The following is a 15,616-nucleotide window of genomic DNA, read 5'->3' as shown; positions in this document are numbered from 1 at the left end:
GCCCCTGCGCCCGGACACCCCGTCAGGTCCCCGCCGTGCCCTCCGCAGGCGTCCCGCGCCGGATCAGCCGCCGCTGCTCACCGCTCGTCGCCACGGACCACCAGGACCGGGCACGAGGCGTGCTGCGCCCCCGCGGCGCCGCTGCTGCTGCGCGCGGCCGTGCTGAGCGGCGCCGCGTTCACCGGGATCCTGCCCCCGGCCCGTGCGACGGACGGTGTGGCCGCCCTGCCGCGGTACTGAGTCCGACCGGACACCGGATCACCGAGGCGGTACGGCCGCCGGCCGTGAAACCGGCCGCGTCACACGAACACGACGCTGGACGCCGCCGGCACGGCGAGCGACCCGGCTCGGCGCGGCACCCCCGTCGCGTCGATGTCGAACCAGGTCACCTCGCCCGAGCGCTCGTTGACGGCATACAGGTGGGCGCCCGCCGGGTGCAGCACGAGGTCGCGCGGCCAGCGGCCTCCGCACGGCACCGACGTCAGGAGCCGCGCCGCCTGACCGGTCTCCTCCAGGGAGAGGACCGCGATGGTGTCGGTGCCGCGTACGGCCGCCCACAGGTGCCGGCCGTCCCGGGAGACGACGGGGGCGGAAGGCTGCACCGGAACGCCGGCGCCGTCGGGGAAGAGGGGACATTCCCCGAGGGGCCGCAGCACCCCGGCCGCCGGGTCCCAGCGGCACACCGTGACGGTGGGCCGCAGCTCACCGAGCACGTAGGCGTGGTCCCCGCGCGGGTGGAAGACGAGGTGGCGCGGGCCGGTGCCCGGCGGCAGGGCCATGACGCTGTGGAGGGCGAGCTGCCCGGTGCCCGGGTCCAGGGAGCAGACCCGCACCGAGTCGGTGCCCAGGTCGACGCTCAGCACCCAGCCTCCCGAAGGGTCCTGAACCACCTGATGGGCGTGCGGGGCCGACTGGCGGTCCGGGTTCGGCCCGGACCCCTCGTGGCGCAGCACGCTGCTCGGCGCAAGGGGGGTGCCGTCGGCGGCCAGCGGCAGCACGGTGACGCTCCCGGACCCGTAGTCCGCCGTCACCAGGTGGTCCTGACAGACGGTGAGGTGCGTCGGATCGGCCGCTCCTGTCGGCACGGGCTCACCGAGCGGCCGGGGGACCGGCCCCGAGACGTCGAACCCGGCGACCGCTCCTTGGGCCGTTTCGGACACGCAGTACAGAACCGGGCCCTTTTCCCGGTGCCCGACAGCCAGATACGACGGGTCGGGCACGGTCTCGACGGTGCCCGCCGCGGTCAGGGCCCCGGTGCGCGGATCCACCGCGGCCTGGACGATCCCCCGTCCCCCGTCCGACGTAAAGCAACCGATGAAAGCCCTCACAGCGTCCGTGCCGTTCATGGGCCACCACCCTAGGGGACGGTCCGGCAGACCGGGCCGATTCCTCTTTTCCCCGGGTGCACCAATGCCCGAGGTGGCGGCTTGCGGCCGGGGTCGGCCTCAACGAGTCTGGAGCGGTTGCCCGCCGCGGGCGGACAGCGGCGGCGCGAATCCGGGGTACCGACGGCTGCGCGATTTCCCCCGACCGGGAAGAACCGACAGGAGGACGAAACAGTGCGGGCATTTGTCATGAAGGAAATCGGCGCGGTGGGTTTCATGGACAAGCCGGTCCCCGACGTCGGTTCCCGCGATGCCTTGGTGCGGACGACGAAGGCCCTGATCTGCACGTCCGACTCCCACACGGTGCAGGGAGGCATCGGGCCGCGGGAAGACCTGACGCTGGGGCACGAGGCGGTCGGCGTCGTGGAATCCGTGGGCAGCGACGTCAAGGACTTCCGGCCGGGCGACCGTGTCCTCGTCGGTGCCATTACTCCGGACTGGGGCGATCCGGCCTCCCAGAACGGCTTCCCTTCCCAGTCGGGCGGACCGCTCGGGGGATTCAAGTTCGCGAACCTGAAGGACGGCGTATTCGCCGAGTTCTTCCATGTGGGTGACGCCGACGCCAACCTCGCGAAAATCCCCGACCAAATCTCCGACGAAGCGGCCGTCTATTGCGCCGACATGCTCTCGACGGGATTCATGGGAGCCGAGCACGGCAACATCCCGATGGGCGGGACCGTGGCCGTGCTCGCCCAGGGCCCCGTGGGACTGATGGCGACGGCCGGGGCCAGACTCCTGGGCGCGGGACTGGTCATCGGCGTCGAGTCCGTGCCGAGCCGGCAGGAACTCGCGCGCTTCTACGGAGCCGACGAGATCGTCGACTTCACCCGCGAGGACGTGACCGAGCGCGTTCTCGAACTGACCGGCGGGCAGGGGGTGGACACGGCGATCGAGGCGCTGGGCGCCGACGTCACCTTCAAGACCGGCGTCGAGATCACCAAGCCCGGCGGGACGATCTCCAACATCGGCTACTTCGGGTCCGGCGACTACGTCAGCATCCCCCGCGTCGCCTGGGGCGTGGGCATGGCCGACAAGACGATCACCTCCGGCCTCTGCCCCGGCGGACGGCTCCGGATGGAACGCCTGCTGCGCATCCTGGAAAAGGGCCGCCTCGACCCCACGCGCATGACGACACACACGTACTCCTTCGACGAGATGGAACGCGCCTTCGAGGTGTCGGACAAGAAGCTGGAGGACACCGTCAAGGTGCTGGTGAGCTTCTAGACCGATGCCTGGGCAGCCGCCCCCCTCCGGCCCGACAGGCGCACGTGCGAAAAGCCCCCGACCCGGCCAAGGAGCGAACGGAATGCACGACTCCGACCCGCCGTTCCGGCCCCTTCGCCGGCCGGACGGCTACCTGCCGCTCGAGGACCTCGGCCTGATCGGCGACGGCACGACCGCCGCGCTCGTCGGCCTCGACGGCACCATCCCGTGGATGTGCCTGCCCCGCTTCGACTCCGAACCCGTGTTCTGCGGGCTGCTGGACCACACCCGGGGCGGCCACTTCACCGTGACCCCGCAGAACCTGCGCGAAGCGCGGCAGCGGTACGAGCCCGACACCGGCGTGCTGCACACGGAGTTGCGCAGCGACACGGGCCTGGTCCGCGTCACGGACGCGCTGGTCCTGCGCTCCGGGGCCGACCTGTCCGACGACGCGCCCTCGGGCCGCGGGGAACTCGTCCGCTCCGTGCTGGTCCTGGACGGAGAAGTACGCCTCGACGTGGCGGTCGAGCCCCGCGGCGGCGCGCAGGCCCACCAGCTGTACAGCGGACTGGAGGTACAACCCGGCCTGGCCGGTCCGCGCCTCCACCTGCGCTCCAACCGGCCCCTGAGCGGCCTGCGGACCGTGCACGAGCTGCGGCAGGGAGACCGTCTCGACCTCGTGCTGTCCTGGGGACGCTTCCACCGCCACCACCGCTTCGACCCCGACGCCATGCTCCGCCAGACGGAGGACGCCTGGCGGCGGTGGATGCGGTCCTGCGACTACGCCGGCCCGCAGGAAGCACTCGTCCGCCGTGCCGCGATCACCTTGAAGATGTGCGACGACTGGGCCAACGGCTCGCTCGCCGCCGCCCCCACCTCCTCCCTGCCCGCACCCATCGGAGGAATCCGGAACTGGGACTACCGCTACGCCTGGATCCGCGACGCCGCCTTCGCGGTCTTCGCGCTGCGCCGCATCGGCTTCCACGGCGAGGCCGACGCCTTCCTCGGCTGGGTCCTCGACGCCTTCGAACGCAGCCGCCGGCCACGCATCATGTACACCCTCGACGGCGACCTGGTGCCCGACGAGACCGAGGACGCCGAACTGGAGGGCTACCGAGGCTCCTCACCCGTCCGCTGGGGCAACGGCGCCGCCGACCAGCGCCAGCACGACGTGTACGGCGAGATCCTGGACTGCGCCGACCAGTGGCTGCGCCGGGGCGGCGAGATCCAGCCCGCCATGTGGGCCAGTCTGGCCGGGCTCGCCGACGCGGCCGGCCACGCCTGGCACCGGCCGGACCAGGGCCTGTGGGAGATCCGCAGCGAGGGCCGTCCGTTCACCTACTCCGCCGGGCTGTGCCAGGTGGCCCTGGACCGGGCGGCGCAGATCGCCGAACGCTTCCGCCTGCCCGGCGACATCGGCGGCTGGCGCGACGCGGCGGACCGGTTGCGCGACCTCATCCTGGAGCAGTCCTGGGACGAGGACGCACAGACGCTCAGCGTGTACCTCGACGGCGGCGGCGTCGTCGACGCGAGCCTGCTGAACCTGCCGCTGCGCCACGTCGTACCGGCCGGCCATCCACGGATGGTGGCGACCACCCGTGCCGTCGCGACACGCCTCTCGGCCGGCGACGGGCTGCTCTACCGCTATCTGCACGACGAGCACCCCGACGGCCTCGCGGGCGACGAAGGAGCCTTCGTCCTGTGCAGCTTCTGGATGGTGGACAACCTGATCGGGCAGGGCCGGCTGGAGGAGGCCGAGGAACTGTACGCGTCGCTGTGCTCGCGAGCGAGCCCGCTGGGGCTCTTGTCGGAGCAGATCGACCCGACCACGGGAGCATTCATGGGCAACTTCCCCCAGGCGTTCAGCCACATCGGGATCATCGCCAGCGGAGTCAACCTCGAACGGGCGAGGGGCGGTTCCCGATGACCGTCCGACGACTCGTCGTCTTCGGCGGGACCGGCGACCTCACGGGCCGCTTCCTCCTGCCGGCGCTGGCCGCCCTGCACGCGGCGGGACACATCGACGACCGGTTCCGCCTCACGGGCGCCAGCCGGGAGGACTGGGACGGCGAGCGGTACCGGCAGTGGGCCGGCACCCAGCTCGACCGCCACGGCGCCGACCTGCCGGCCGCATCCCGGCGGGCCGTCACGGCGTCGGCCGACTACCGCAGGGCCGACGTCACGGACCCCGTCGACGTGGCCGCGGCCGTCGCCGGGGAAGACCCCGTAGCCGTCTACCTCGCCCTTCCCCCGGCGCTCTTCCCGGCGACGGTGACCGCCCTGCACGAGGCGGCACTGCCCCCGGGCAGCCGCATCGTCCTGGAGAAGCCCTTCGGCGAGGACCTCGCCGGCGCACAGGAACTGAACCGGCTGCTCGCCGATCTCGTACCCGAGCGCGCCGTCTTCCGCGTCGACCACTTCCTGGCCATGACGACCGTTCAGAACGTCCTCGGCAGCAGGCTCGCCAACCGGGTGCTCGAACCGATCTGGAACAGCACACACATCGCCGAGATCGAGATCGTCTGGGACGAGACCCTCGCCCTGGAAGGCCGGGCCGGCTACTACGACCACGTGGGCGCGCTGAAGGACATGGTGCAGAACCACCTGCTGCAACTGCTGTGCCTGGTCGCCATGGAACCGCCGCTCACCCTCGGCGAGCGGGACCTGCGCGACCGGAAGGTCGACGTGCTGCGATCGGTGCGGCTGCTGACCGACTACGACCTCGTGCAGCGCACGCGCCGCGCCCGCTACTCCTCCGGCCGGGTCGGCGACCACGACGTGCCCGCCTATGTCGACGAGGACGGTGTCGACGCGCGGCGCCGCACCGAGACCTTCGCCGAGATCGTGCTGGAACTCGACAACTGGCGCTGGGCGGGCACCCGGTTCCGACTGCGGAGCGGCAAGGCCCTCGGCAAGGACCGCAAGGAGGTCGCGGTGCGCTTCCGTTCCGTTCCTCACCTGCCCTTCGGGCAGGACAAGGACATCCGGCCCAACGTGCTGCGCTTCGGACTGGAACCCGAGAGCCTGACCATGGACATGACCGCGACCGGCTCGCGTGCCGAGACCCTCACACCGCTGTCACTGACCGCCGAGATGGACGCCCCCGAACTGCCGGCCTACGGCCGTCTCCTGCTGGACGTCCTCGACGGCAACCCCGCCCTGTCCATCCGCGGCGACGAGGCCGAGGAGTCCTGGCGCGTCGTCGAGCCGGTCCTGTCCGCCTGGGAAAGGGACCTGGTACCCCTGGAGGAGTATCCGGCCGGCTCGGAAGGGCCCCCTCCCCGCCACATCAGCCCTGAGCGGCGGGACGACTTGCTGCACGAGGGCACGGTCGTGCCGGCCGACTCCTGACAGCGCACCCACGACCGCCGTGCCGTACCGGTCACCGCACACCGGTACGGGAGGAGAGCCGATGACCCACCCTGCTGAGAGCCGTCCTCCGTGTGTCGTGGTCACCGGGGTGTCCGGGGCCGGCAAGTCGACGGTCGCCCGGCTGCTCGCCGCGCGCCTGGGGGTGCCATTCGCCGAGGCGGACGACTTCCACTCTCCCGACAACATCCGCAAGATGGCCTCGGGCGTTCCGCTGGACGACGGGGACCGCCGGTCGTGGCTGGAGTCCGTCGGACGCTGGCTGGGCGACCACGACGCCACCGGCAGTGGGGGAGTGGCGGCCTGCTCCGCCCTGCGGCGACGCTACCGGGACGTCCTGAGCTCGGCCTGCCCCGCCGTGTTCTTCTTCCAGCTCACGGCCGACCGCGAGGTGCTCGCGGAAAGGCTCGGCGGGCGCAGCGGCCACTTCATGCCCGAGACCCTGCTCGACTCCCAGCTGGCGACGCTCGAACCGCTCGAACCGGACGAGAGGGGAGCCTCCCTGGACGCCGCACCGCCTCCCGAGGACATCGTCCGAACGGCCACGCAACTGCTTCCCCGACGATGACCGGCCGGCTTCCGGCGGCCCCCGGCCGGTCAGGAGCCTTCACCGGCGACGCCCGGCCGCCACTGCCGGGCGACGCGGCCGCCGATCCCTCTTTCCCGCTCGGCGCCCCGCCCCTCCTACCGGTCCGCGTCCGTCGGTTGCGGAACGAGGGCGATGGGCGCGTCGGCGAAGTGGAGGGCCGCGTGGGCGACATGCCCCACATAGCGGCTTCGGGGTTCGGCGCGGCGCCCCACCACGAGGAGCTGAGCCGCCGCCGCCAAGGACACCAGCATCTCCGCCGTCGGACCCGCCTGGACATGTTCCACCACCGGGACCTGCGGATACCGCTCGCGCCACGGCGCCAGAAGGTCCGCGAGGTCATGACGGTGGACCTCCTCCCACCCACCGTGCTCGTCCGCGCGGCGCACCAGCTCGGGCTCGTAGGTGAACATGGCAGGCAGGTTCCAGGCGCGCGCCGCGCGCAGCGGGACACCGCGCGCGGCGGCCGCCCGGAAGGCGAAGTCCAGGACTGCGTCGGCCTCCTCCTCGCGGGGAACACCCGCCACGATCTCGCCGCCCCGCGGACGCCGGCCGGCCGTGCCGCCGCGGATCATGACCACGGGACAGACGGCCCGGCTCAGTACACGAAGTCCGACCGACCCGAGGAAGAAGCCCGTCACCGGCCCCGGCCGGCGGGAGCCGAGCACGATCGTCCGCGCGTCCCTGCCGCGCTCGACGAGCAACTCCGCCTCCGGCTGCACCACCAGGTCACCGCTCACCTCGACGTCGTCGAAGTGTTCCCGCACCCACGCCAGGGCGTCGTCGAGCAGTTGCCGCGCCGCGCGGCGCTCGTGGTCGATGTCGCCGGCGAGGACCCGGTAGAACCCCGGCTGCGGAACATGACCGTGAAGCAGCACCAGCGGCGCCCCGTGCCGTCGTGCCTCGCCGGCCGCCCAGCCCGCAGCGATCAGACTGTCGGAGGTGCCGTCCACCCCGGCGATGACGGGCCGTTGCATGAAGCGTCTCCTTGCGTGAGGGCCGGCTGGATCCGGGTGGTCCCAGGGCGAAGAAGCCGACGAAGGGCCCGGCCGCGCCCCCCTTCGGTCACAGCGGCACCGGGCACCGCCGGCCTCCGGGCCCGGTCCTTGGCCGGCGGGCCGGCGCCGGCGACATCCCGGCGGCCACCCCGTCGAGGACGGCGAAGCCGGCCGCCCGCAAGCCCCGACCGGCCGGACAACGGCGGATGGCCCGCCGGCCCGGCTCCCTGTGCTCCTCCGTGTCAGGCACCACCCGCACGACCCTATATCGAATCATCCCCATAACGGACTTTTGGGGTGTTGTGGGTGGGCTGCCTCGCCGGCCACGACCGCGTCCGCCCTCACTCGCCCCACCGCCCAACAGCCCTGCGACAAGCACCCGAAACCCTCGCGACGCCCCTCGCGACGTCCCAGCACAAGGGCCCGGACCGCCGACGCGGTCCGGGCCCTTGTGCGCGGGTGGCCGGGATCAGAGGTCCAGCGACTTCAGATACGCCCCGAACGACAGCAGGCCCGGGTGCTCGGCCCGCAGCGCGGGGATGTCCGCCCGGTAGCCGTGCTCCTGGAACCACTCGAACATCAACGCGATCTCCGGCGCGTTGGGGATGTACGGGTTCGCCGCCACCGCGTCCAGCGGCAGCTCCTCGAACCGGGCCGGCAGGCCCGTCCGCGCGGCGAACGCCTCGGCGACCTCCGTCGCGCTCAGCTCGTCGCCCGCCAGCTCCACCGCACGGCCCACGTACTCCGCCGGCCGCTCGAAGGCCTCGGCGGCGAAGAAACCGATGTCCTCCACCGCGATGAACTGCACACGGGTGTCCGGCTTCAGCGCCAGCTGCACCACCAGCGTCCCGTCGAGGTTCTGCGGACCGTGCGCGGCGAAATTGTCCATGAAGAACGACGGACGCAGCACCGTCACCGGCACGGAAAGCTCCTGCAGATACCGCTCGATGTGCCGCTTGGACTCGAAGTGCGGTACGCCGCTGTGCCGTTCCGCGCCACCCACCGAGCTGTACACGACATGCGCCACGCCGGCGGCCTTCGCCGCCCGCGCCACCGCGCGGCCCTGGCGGACCTCACCGCCCAGGCCCTTGGGCGTCATGAACGTCTGCACGGAGAACACCCCGTGCACACCCTCCATCGCCGAACGCAGCGACGCCTCGTCGTCCAGGTCGCCCCGTACCAGCGTCACGCCCAGGTCGGCCAGCGCGCGGGCAGCCTCGGAGGCCGGGTCGCGCACCAGCGCCGCCACCGGGCGCCCACGGCGCACCAGTTCACGCGCGGTCGCCCCGCCCTGAAGGCCCGTCGCACCGGTCACCAGGACCGTACCGCCGCCCTCGGTGCTCACACCATCACCTCCTCGGCGGCGAACAGCGCCGCGTTCGCCTCGGCCCACGCCCGGTAGCTGCGCGGCTCACGGCCGGTCAGCAGCCGCACCGCCGGCGTCGGCCGGGACCACGGAACCTCGGGGCTGTGCAGGGCGGCCACATTGGTCACCGCGGCCGGCCGGTCGCCGGTGATGCCCGCGAAGACCTCCACGACCTCCTCCTGCGGCGCGACCGAGAAGTCCAGCTCACGGCCCAGCACCTCGCCCAGGATGCGGGCCTGCTCCTTCGAGGTCAGCACCTCGGAGCCGGTCAGCACATACGCCTTGCCCCGGTGGCGCTCGTCGGTGAGCGCGGCCACCGCAGAGGAGGCGATGTCGTACTCGTCGATCGGCGCACCCGGGTTGTTGCCGATCCAGCAGCGCACCGCGCCGCTCTCCCGCACGGTCCTGATCCACCACGAGGTATTCGCGTGGAACGGGCCGGGCCGCAGGAACGTCGTGTCGACGCCCGACGCGGTGATGGCCTCCTCCGCCGCCCGGTGCTCGTCCGCGATGCCGTGCGGCAGCGGATGCAGCACGCTCGCCGACGACAGGAACACCAGGTGCCCCACGCCCGACGCCGCCGCGGCCGCGGCGACGTTGCGGGCCTCGCCCGCCACATCGCCGGACAGCACCACCAGCGCCGAACTCACCCCCGCGAACGCGGCCGCCAGCGACGCCGGGTCGGCGGGAGAGCCCGCCACCACCTCGATGCCGGCCGGCAGGTTGGCCTCCTCGGGGGTACGGCTCAGGGCCCGCACCCGGTGGCCCGCCGCGGCGAGCTGCGTAGCGGCCTCACGGCCCACCTTGCCGGTCGCTCCGGTGACGAGAATCATGACTCAGTCCCTCCAGCCGTTCGGCTCCGGCCACGGCGACCCGAGCTGCCGGTAGGTGCCCTGGTAGTCCGGCCAGTCACGGTGGTCACGGATCTTGCCGTCGACCAGACGGAGCAGATGAATCTGCTCCCCGGAGAAACGGCGCCCGGTCGGCGCCATGCCCACCAGGTTGCCGACATGACGGCCGTACAGGACCAGGTTGGCGCGCACCCAGTCGCCCCGCTCCTCGATGAGGACCTCCTCGAGGTACGCCTCCTCCGAGAAGGTCATCTTCAGCCACTTCACGGCCATCGCGAACGAGTCCGGACCCCGCAGGTCCATGTGCTCCATCGTCGCCGGATTCAGATAATCCGGGTGGATGAATTCCGCGACGTCATCGGTCTTTCCCGTGTTGTACGCCTCCACCATGCGGCGCACCGCCGCTATATGACTGCTCATCGCATTCCCTTTCGCCGGGCGCCCAGCAGAAATTCAGGACACTGGCCGACATTGTGCGGTGGCCGAAGAGGCCGGGCAAGCGGCGAATTGCCGCCGTCGACCGGCTCTCGATGGGCCCTCCACCACCACCCGGCCGGAAAGCCGCAGCATTCACCCTGAACAGATCCATGCCGCCACCACCCCCGGAGCTGACCGTGGACACCGCGACCACCTACAAGACGAAAGTCACCGCCGCCTTCAACAAGGCCGCTGCGGCCTACGACCGGCTCGGGGTCGAGTTCTTCACCCCCATGGGCCGCCGGCTCGTCGAGCACGCCCGCCCGCAGCCCGGACAGCGGCTCCTCGACGTCGGCTGCGGCCTGGGCGCCACCCTGCTGCCCGCCGCCGCCCGGGTCGGCCCCACCGGCCACGCGCTGGGCATCGACATCGCCGAGGCCATGATCGAACAGGCCGGCCAGGAGGCGCGGCGCCAGGGCATCGACAACGTCGAACTGCGGGTCATGGACGGCGAACACCCCGACCTGCCCGCCCGGTCCTTCGACCTCGTCATGGGCAGCTACAGCGTCATCTTCCTCCCCGACGCCCGCGCCGCCCTCGCCCGCTACGCCGGCCTGCTGCGCGACGGCGGCCGGATCGCCTTCACCAGCCCCGTCTTCCGCAAGGACGACTTCCCCTTCCTGCCGCCGCTGTTCAGCCGCTGGATCCCCATGTCGCTGCTCCAGCACCTGCCGCCCGCCTGGCACCCCGAGCAGCTGCGGCGCCAGCTGCACTCCTGGCTCGAGGACCCCGCCGACCTCGAAGCCGCCCTGCGGCAGGCCGGATTCACCGACACCGTCATCACCGACGAGGTGGTCGAGATGACCGCCGCGAGCGGCGAGGACTGGGTCGAGTGGTCCCACACGCAGGGCATGCGGCTGCTGTGGCAGCACCTGCCCGCCGACGAGGCCGCCACCCTGCGCGCCCGCCTGACCGGCGAACTCGACGCCCTGCGCGACACCGACGGCCTCATCCGCATCGACGTCCCGGTCCGCTACGTCACCGCCACCGTCGCCCGCTGACACCCTGCGGCCCTGCCGGCAACACAGCCCGCAGGGCTGCTCGGCAGGGCGGCGGTTTGCCCGCACGCCGGTGGTCCGCCCGCCCCGGCGGCGGTTGGCCCGCCCCGGCGGCGGACCGAGCGCACGTTGGTGGTCCGCCCGTACCGGCGGTCGTTTGCCCGCACGTTGCCGGTTCGTCCGCGCGCCACTGGCGGTCCGCCCACGAGGCGGCGGGCCGAGCAACGTTGGTGGGCGCACGGCGGCGGGCCGAAACGCACGTCGGTGGTCTGCCCGTACCGGCGGTCGTCTGCCCGCAGGTTGGCGGTTCGCCCGCGCACCTGGCAGCCCGCCCGCGCCAGCGGCGGTCTGCCCGCACGGGCGGTGGACCGAACGCACGTCGGCGGTGCGTCCGTACCGGCGGCGGTCTGCCCGAACGGGCGGCGGACCGAACGCAGGTTGGCGGGCCGCCTCACGGCGGCGGGAGCCGTACCTGAAGCGGCCCCCGGGGGAGATTTCCCGGGGGCCGCTTCAGGTGGGCGTGGTGGGCGTCAGGTCACCGACAGGGCGCCGTCCACCGCCACGACCGTGCCGTTGGCGTACCCGGCCTCCGGACGGGTCAACTGGACGATCCACCAGGCGATGTCCTCCGGCCGGCCCACCCGGCCCGCCGGGATCCGCTCCGCCATCTGCGTGAGGAACGCCTCGTACGCCTCCGCCGGCATCCCGGCCCGCACCCCCACACCGGTGTCCACGACACCGGGCGCGACACCGACCGAGCGGATGCCGCGCGGTGCGAGCTCGACGGCCCAGGTGCGGGTCAGGAAGTCGAGCGCCACCTTCGCCATCCCGTACACCGAGTTCTCCGGCCAGGCGCGGCGGCCCAGCGAACCCGCGGAGCTGACGTTCACCACGACCCCGCCGGCGGCCTCGAGCGCGTCCAGGGCCGCCTGCGTCAAAAAGACCGGCGCGAGCAGATTCGTGCCCAACTGCTCCCGCACACCGTCGCGTTCCAGAGCGTCCAGGGGCGCGAATGCGGTGACCGCCGCATTGTTCACGAGAACATCGAGACGGCCGAATTCTTCGAGCGCCGTCCGGACAATCAGAGCGGGCGCATCGTGGTCGTGGACATCGGCGACCAGAATGCGAATTCGGTCGTGCCCGTCCGCTGTTTCCTTCAGCGTCGATTCACTGCGTCCGACAATGAGCACATGCGCGCCGTCGTCCGCGAAAGCGCGGGCCGTGGCGGCGCCGATTCCCGTGCCGCCGCCGGTGACGACGACCGATTTCCTCACCTGGTCCGTCATCGCGGCCTCAGGAGCACAGGGCGGTGTTGACACCGCGGATGACGGCCTGCTCGGCCTCCGGGCCGAAGTCCTTGTCGCCGATCGTGAACGACAGCTGCACCCGGGCCGACCGGTCGCGGGTGGTGGCCGCGAACGTGGCGTAGCCGGGGATGCCGGCGCCGTGGCCCCACAGGTCCAGGTCGTCGTCGTTCTCCAGCTTCATGATGCCCAGGCCGTAGCCGATGCCCATCGGCAGGTTCTCGATCATCTCCGGCGGCAGCGGCGTCGTCATCTCGGTGAACTCCGGCTCGTTCAGCAGCGTCCCGTCGAACAGGGCGCAGAAGAACCGGTCCAGGTCCGCCGTGGTGGAGATGATCTCGCCCGCGCAGCCGGCCTCCGAGGGGTTCATCAGCGTCACGTCGACCGGCTCGCCGCCGATCTGCATGTAGCCGCGGGCGTGCGGGCCGGGGATGTTCGGGTCGTCGCCCGGCAGCGTCGTCTCCGTCAGCCCCAGCGGCTCGAGGACCCGCTCGGTGATCTCCTCGCGGTAGGAGCGGCCGGTGATCTTCTTGATGAGCAGGCCGACGATGAAGTAGTTGGTGTTGCAGTACGCGAACTTCGTGCCCGGCTCGAACTCCAGCGGCTTGGCCGCCGCGATGGCGATCAGGTCCTCGGGCTCGTAGTGCTTGTAGCGGTCGCGCAGGAACCGGTCGCCCGGCTTCTGGAACGAGTCCATGTAGTTGTACAGGCCGCTGGTGTGCTGCATCAGGTTCCGGACGGTGATCTTCTCGCCGTACGGGAGCAGCCCCGGCAGGTAGGACTCCACACTCCGGTCCAGGTCCAGGCGGCCCTCGGCGACCAGCTGCAGCACCACCACGGCCACGAACGGCTTGGTGATGCACGAGATACGGAACCGGCCGTCCGCGGGAACCGGCCGGTCCGAGCCCAGCTCCGCGATCCCGGAGGTGACGACGAAGGAGTTGTCCCCCCGGGTGACCCGGAACTGCACGCCGGCCGCGCCGGCCTGGACCAGCCGGTCCGCCGCTCCCTGCACGGCCTGCTGAAGAGCCGAGACCCCCGGCCGGTCGATCGTCGTCTGCGTCATGCGTGAAACCCCCATCGGGTGGCGAATCGGTCCGTGCGCGGGGCCCGGAGTGTCCGGCTGCGGCGCCGTCCGCCGCAAGGGCGGCACTTCGCGACACGACCCGGCTCCTGCGCAGGCAATGACGTACGCGGCCCAACGTGGCCGCCCGCGATGGAGGCCCGCCCGCACGCCGCTGGAGCGTTGCTCGCGCACCGGGCCCGCCCCGCCCCGTGCCGCTGGTGCCCCGGCGCCGTCCGCGCCTTGCCGAGAGACCGTCGAGCGGACTTCCACGGTTTCTCGAGCGCGGCGGCACAGCGTGGCATGCGACACCCGACCGGTGCCTGCCGGCGCTGGTGCCCTCCCGGCAGGCACAGCCGGTCGCGGCATCACGCCACCCGGAGGAGGACCACGCCGTGCCGCGATTCACGTATCCGGAACTGCCCCTGGACGGACTGCTGCGCCAGGCCGCCGTCCGGGATCCCGACGGCACCGCCCTGGCCCGCGGGCCGCACACCCTCACCTACGCCGAACTCGACGCCCGCGCGGACCGCGTCGCCCACTACCTCCTGCGCGCCGCGCCCCGGCCCACCACCGTCGGCGTGGCGAACACCCTCGACACCGCGTTCGCCGCCACCTACTACGGCACCAGCCGCAGCGGCCACACCATCGCCCTGGTCAACCCGCTCATCGGGGAGGCGGCGCTGCGGCACGTGTTCACCACAGCCGCGATCGAGATCGCGTTCGTGCCCCGCGCCACCGCCGAACTGCTCACCAAGATGCGCGAGGAACTGCCCCGCCTGCACACCCTCGTCGTCACCGACGCCGACGACGGCGTGGTCCCCGCCGACGCGACTCCCCTCCACGTCGCCCTGGACGGCGCCGGCGACGGGCCGGCCGCCCCCGCCCACGGGCCGGCCGACCCGTCCTCGACCGTGTGCCTGCAGTTCACCACCGGCACCACCGGCCGCCCCAAGGGGGTGCGCCTGACCCACCGCAACCTGGTCGCCAACGCCCACCAGATCGCCCTCGCCCACGGCCTCGGCCCGGCGTCCGTCACCCTCAACCACCTGCCGCTGTTCCACGTGATGCACCTCAACTCGGCCGTGTGCGCCGGCGCCGCGCAGGTGCTGTGCACCGACGGCGACCCCCTCGCCTCCCTCACCCTGGCCGCCCGCACCGGCGCCACCCACTACTACGGGCTCCCCGCCCGCCTGCACCGCCTCGCCGCCGACCCGCGCCTCACCGCCCCGGCCGCCGTGCCCGCCCTGCCCCGGCTCACCGCCGTCATGTCCGGCGGCACCGCCCTCGCGCCCGCCGCCGCCCGCCGGCTGAGCCGGGCGCTCGGCGTCCCCGTCGTCCAGGGCTACGGCATGGCCGAACTCTCCCCGCTCAGCCACAACCAGCGCCTCACCGACGACCCCCGCCCCGGCGCCGTCGGCCACCCCCTGCCCGGCACCGAGAGCCGCATCGTCGGCCTCGACTCCCGCAGGCCCGCCGAGCCGTGGACCACCGGCGAAGTACAGGTCCGCGGACCCCAGCTGATGGCCGGCTACCTCGACGACGACGAACCCTCCCGCATCGACGCCGACGGCTGGTTCTCCACCGGCGACATCGGCTACCAGGACACCGACGGCGCCCTGTTCCTCGTCGACCGGCTCGGCGACGTCTTCAAGTACGACAACGAACTCGTCTCACCCACCGCCGTCGAACGGATCATCGCCGATGACCCCCGCGTCGCCGAATGCGTCGTCGTCGGCTGGCCCGACGCCGTCCACGGCGCCGTCGTCTGGGCCGGCATCGTCCTGCGCGAGACACCCCGCCCCCCGCACCACGCCCCCCACGCCGTCCTCGACGTCCTCGACGCGATCACCGAGAAGGCCAACTCCCGCCTGGCCCACTTCGAACGCATCCGCCGCGTCGAAGCCCTCGAGACCGTCCCGCGCACCCCCACCGGCAAACCCCGCCGCACCGAACTGCGCACCCGGCTGCGCGCCCGCGCCACCGCAGAAGCAGCCGCCTGACCCCACCCCTTAC

General features: G+C 72.5%; 13 protein-coding genes. 6 read left to right on the top strand and 7 right to left on the bottom strand.

What is annotated here, in order from left to right:
- Positions 1-299 precede the first annotated feature (299 nt).
- Positions 300-1,346 carry a lactonase family protein gene (locus ACTMTU_RS34105; RefSeq protein WP_441267301.1) on the bottom strand — a complete coding sequence of 349 codons (1,047 nt, stop codon included), beginning with the start codon at positions 1,344-1,346 and terminating at the stop codon, positions 300-302.
- A 228-nt stretch (positions 1,347-1,574) separates the two neighbouring features.
- On the opposite strand from ACTMTU_RS34105, the gene ACTMTU_RS34100 reads away from it, so the two are divergent.
- The 4 genes from ACTMTU_RS34100 (at position 1,575) to ACTMTU_RS34085 (ending at position 6,525) form a co-directional block, all read left to right on the top strand.
- Positions 1,575-2,609, top strand: a complete 1,035-nt coding sequence (locus ACTMTU_RS34100) for an NAD(P)-dependent alcohol dehydrogenase (RefSeq protein ID WP_441267300.1) — start codon at positions 1,575-1,577, stop codon at positions 2,607-2,609.
- Positions 2,610-2,691: 82 nt separating this feature from the next.
- The gene (locus ACTMTU_RS34095) at positions 2,692-4,515 is read left to right on the top strand and encodes a glycoside hydrolase family 15 protein (protein WP_441267299.1); all 1,824 of its coding nucleotides are present in this window, start codon (positions 2,692-2,694) and stop codon (positions 4,513-4,515) included.
- On the top strand, positions 4,512-5,939 hold the full coding sequence (locus tag ACTMTU_RS34090; protein ID WP_441267298.1) for a glucose-6-phosphate dehydrogenase: 1,428 nt from the start codon (positions 4,512-4,514) through the stop codon (positions 5,937-5,939). Before ACTMTU_RS34095 ends, ACTMTU_RS34090 begins: the two co-directional genes overlap by 4 nt.
- Positions 5,940-6,000: 61 nt before the next feature.
- The gene (locus ACTMTU_RS34085; RefSeq protein WP_441267297.1) at positions 6,001-6,525 is read left to right on the top strand and encodes a gluconokinase; all 525 of its coding nucleotides are present in this window, start codon (positions 6,001-6,003) and stop codon (positions 6,523-6,525) included.
- A 116-nt stretch (positions 6,526-6,641) separates the two neighbouring features.
- On the opposite strand, the gene ACTMTU_RS34080 is transcribed toward ACTMTU_RS34085, so the two are convergent.
- From ACTMTU_RS34080 to ACTMTU_RS34065, 4 genes are all read right to left on the bottom strand, one after another.
- Complete coding sequence (locus tag ACTMTU_RS34080; protein ID WP_441267296.1) at positions 6,642-7,520, bottom strand: universal stress protein; 879 nt, start codon at positions 7,518-7,520, stop codon at positions 6,642-6,644.
- A gap of 490 nt (positions 7,521-8,010) precedes the next feature.
- Positions 8,011-8,886 carry an NmrA/HSCARG family protein gene (locus tag ACTMTU_RS34075; protein WP_441267295.1) on the bottom strand — a complete coding sequence of 292 codons (876 nt, stop codon included), beginning with the start codon at positions 8,884-8,886 and terminating at the stop codon, positions 8,011-8,013.
- Positions 8,883-9,740 (bottom strand): SDR family oxidoreductase, encoded by an 858-nt coding sequence (locus ACTMTU_RS34070; RefSeq protein ID WP_441267294.1) that lies wholly within the window; start codon positions 9,738-9,740, stop codon positions 8,883-8,885. Before ACTMTU_RS34070 ends, ACTMTU_RS34075 begins: the two co-directional genes overlap by 4 nt.
- A gap of 3 nt (positions 9,741-9,743) precedes the next feature.
- Complete coding sequence (locus ACTMTU_RS34065) at positions 9,744-10,178, bottom strand: SnoaL/DnrD family polyketide biosynthesis methyl ester cyclase (RefSeq protein ID WP_441267293.1); 435 nt, start codon at positions 10,176-10,178, stop codon at positions 9,744-9,746.
- A 194-nt stretch (positions 10,179-10,372) separates the two neighbouring features.
- Here ACTMTU_RS34065 and ACTMTU_RS34060 point away from each other — a divergent pair, with 194 nt between their 5' ends.
- Entirely contained in the window at positions 10,373-11,236 is an 864-nt protein-coding gene (locus tag ACTMTU_RS34060) for a class I SAM-dependent methyltransferase (RefSeq protein ID WP_441267332.1), read from the top strand.
- 527 nt (positions 11,237-11,763) lie between these two features.
- On the opposite strand, the gene ACTMTU_RS34055 is transcribed toward ACTMTU_RS34060, so the two are convergent.
- Entirely contained in the window at positions 11,764-12,519 is a 756-nt protein-coding gene (locus ACTMTU_RS34055) for an SDR family NAD(P)-dependent oxidoreductase (RefSeq protein ID WP_441267292.1), read from the bottom strand.
- Between the two features lie 7 nt (positions 12,520-12,526).
- Positions 12,527-13,603, bottom strand: coding sequence for a serine hydrolase domain-containing protein (locus ACTMTU_RS34050; protein ID WP_441267291.1), 1,077 nt, complete (start codon positions 13,601-13,603; stop codon positions 12,527-12,529).
- A 392-nt stretch (positions 13,604-13,995) separates the two neighbouring features.
- Here ACTMTU_RS34050 and ACTMTU_RS34045 point away from each other — a divergent pair, with 392 nt between their 5' ends.
- Positions 13,996-15,603 carry a class I adenylate-forming enzyme family protein gene (locus ACTMTU_RS34045; RefSeq protein WP_441267290.1) on the top strand — a complete coding sequence of 536 codons (1,608 nt, stop codon included), beginning with the start codon at positions 13,996-13,998 and terminating at the stop codon, positions 15,601-15,603.
- Positions 15,604-15,616 lie beyond the last annotated feature (13 nt).

Source organism: Streptomyces sp. OZ13 (assembly GCF_052068155.1).
GTDB lineage: Bacteria > Actinomycetota > Actinomycetes > Streptomycetales > Streptomycetaceae > Streptomyces.
The sequence above is the reverse complement of the archived record's forward strand: the minus strand, read 5'-3'. Positions and strand labels throughout refer to the sequence as shown.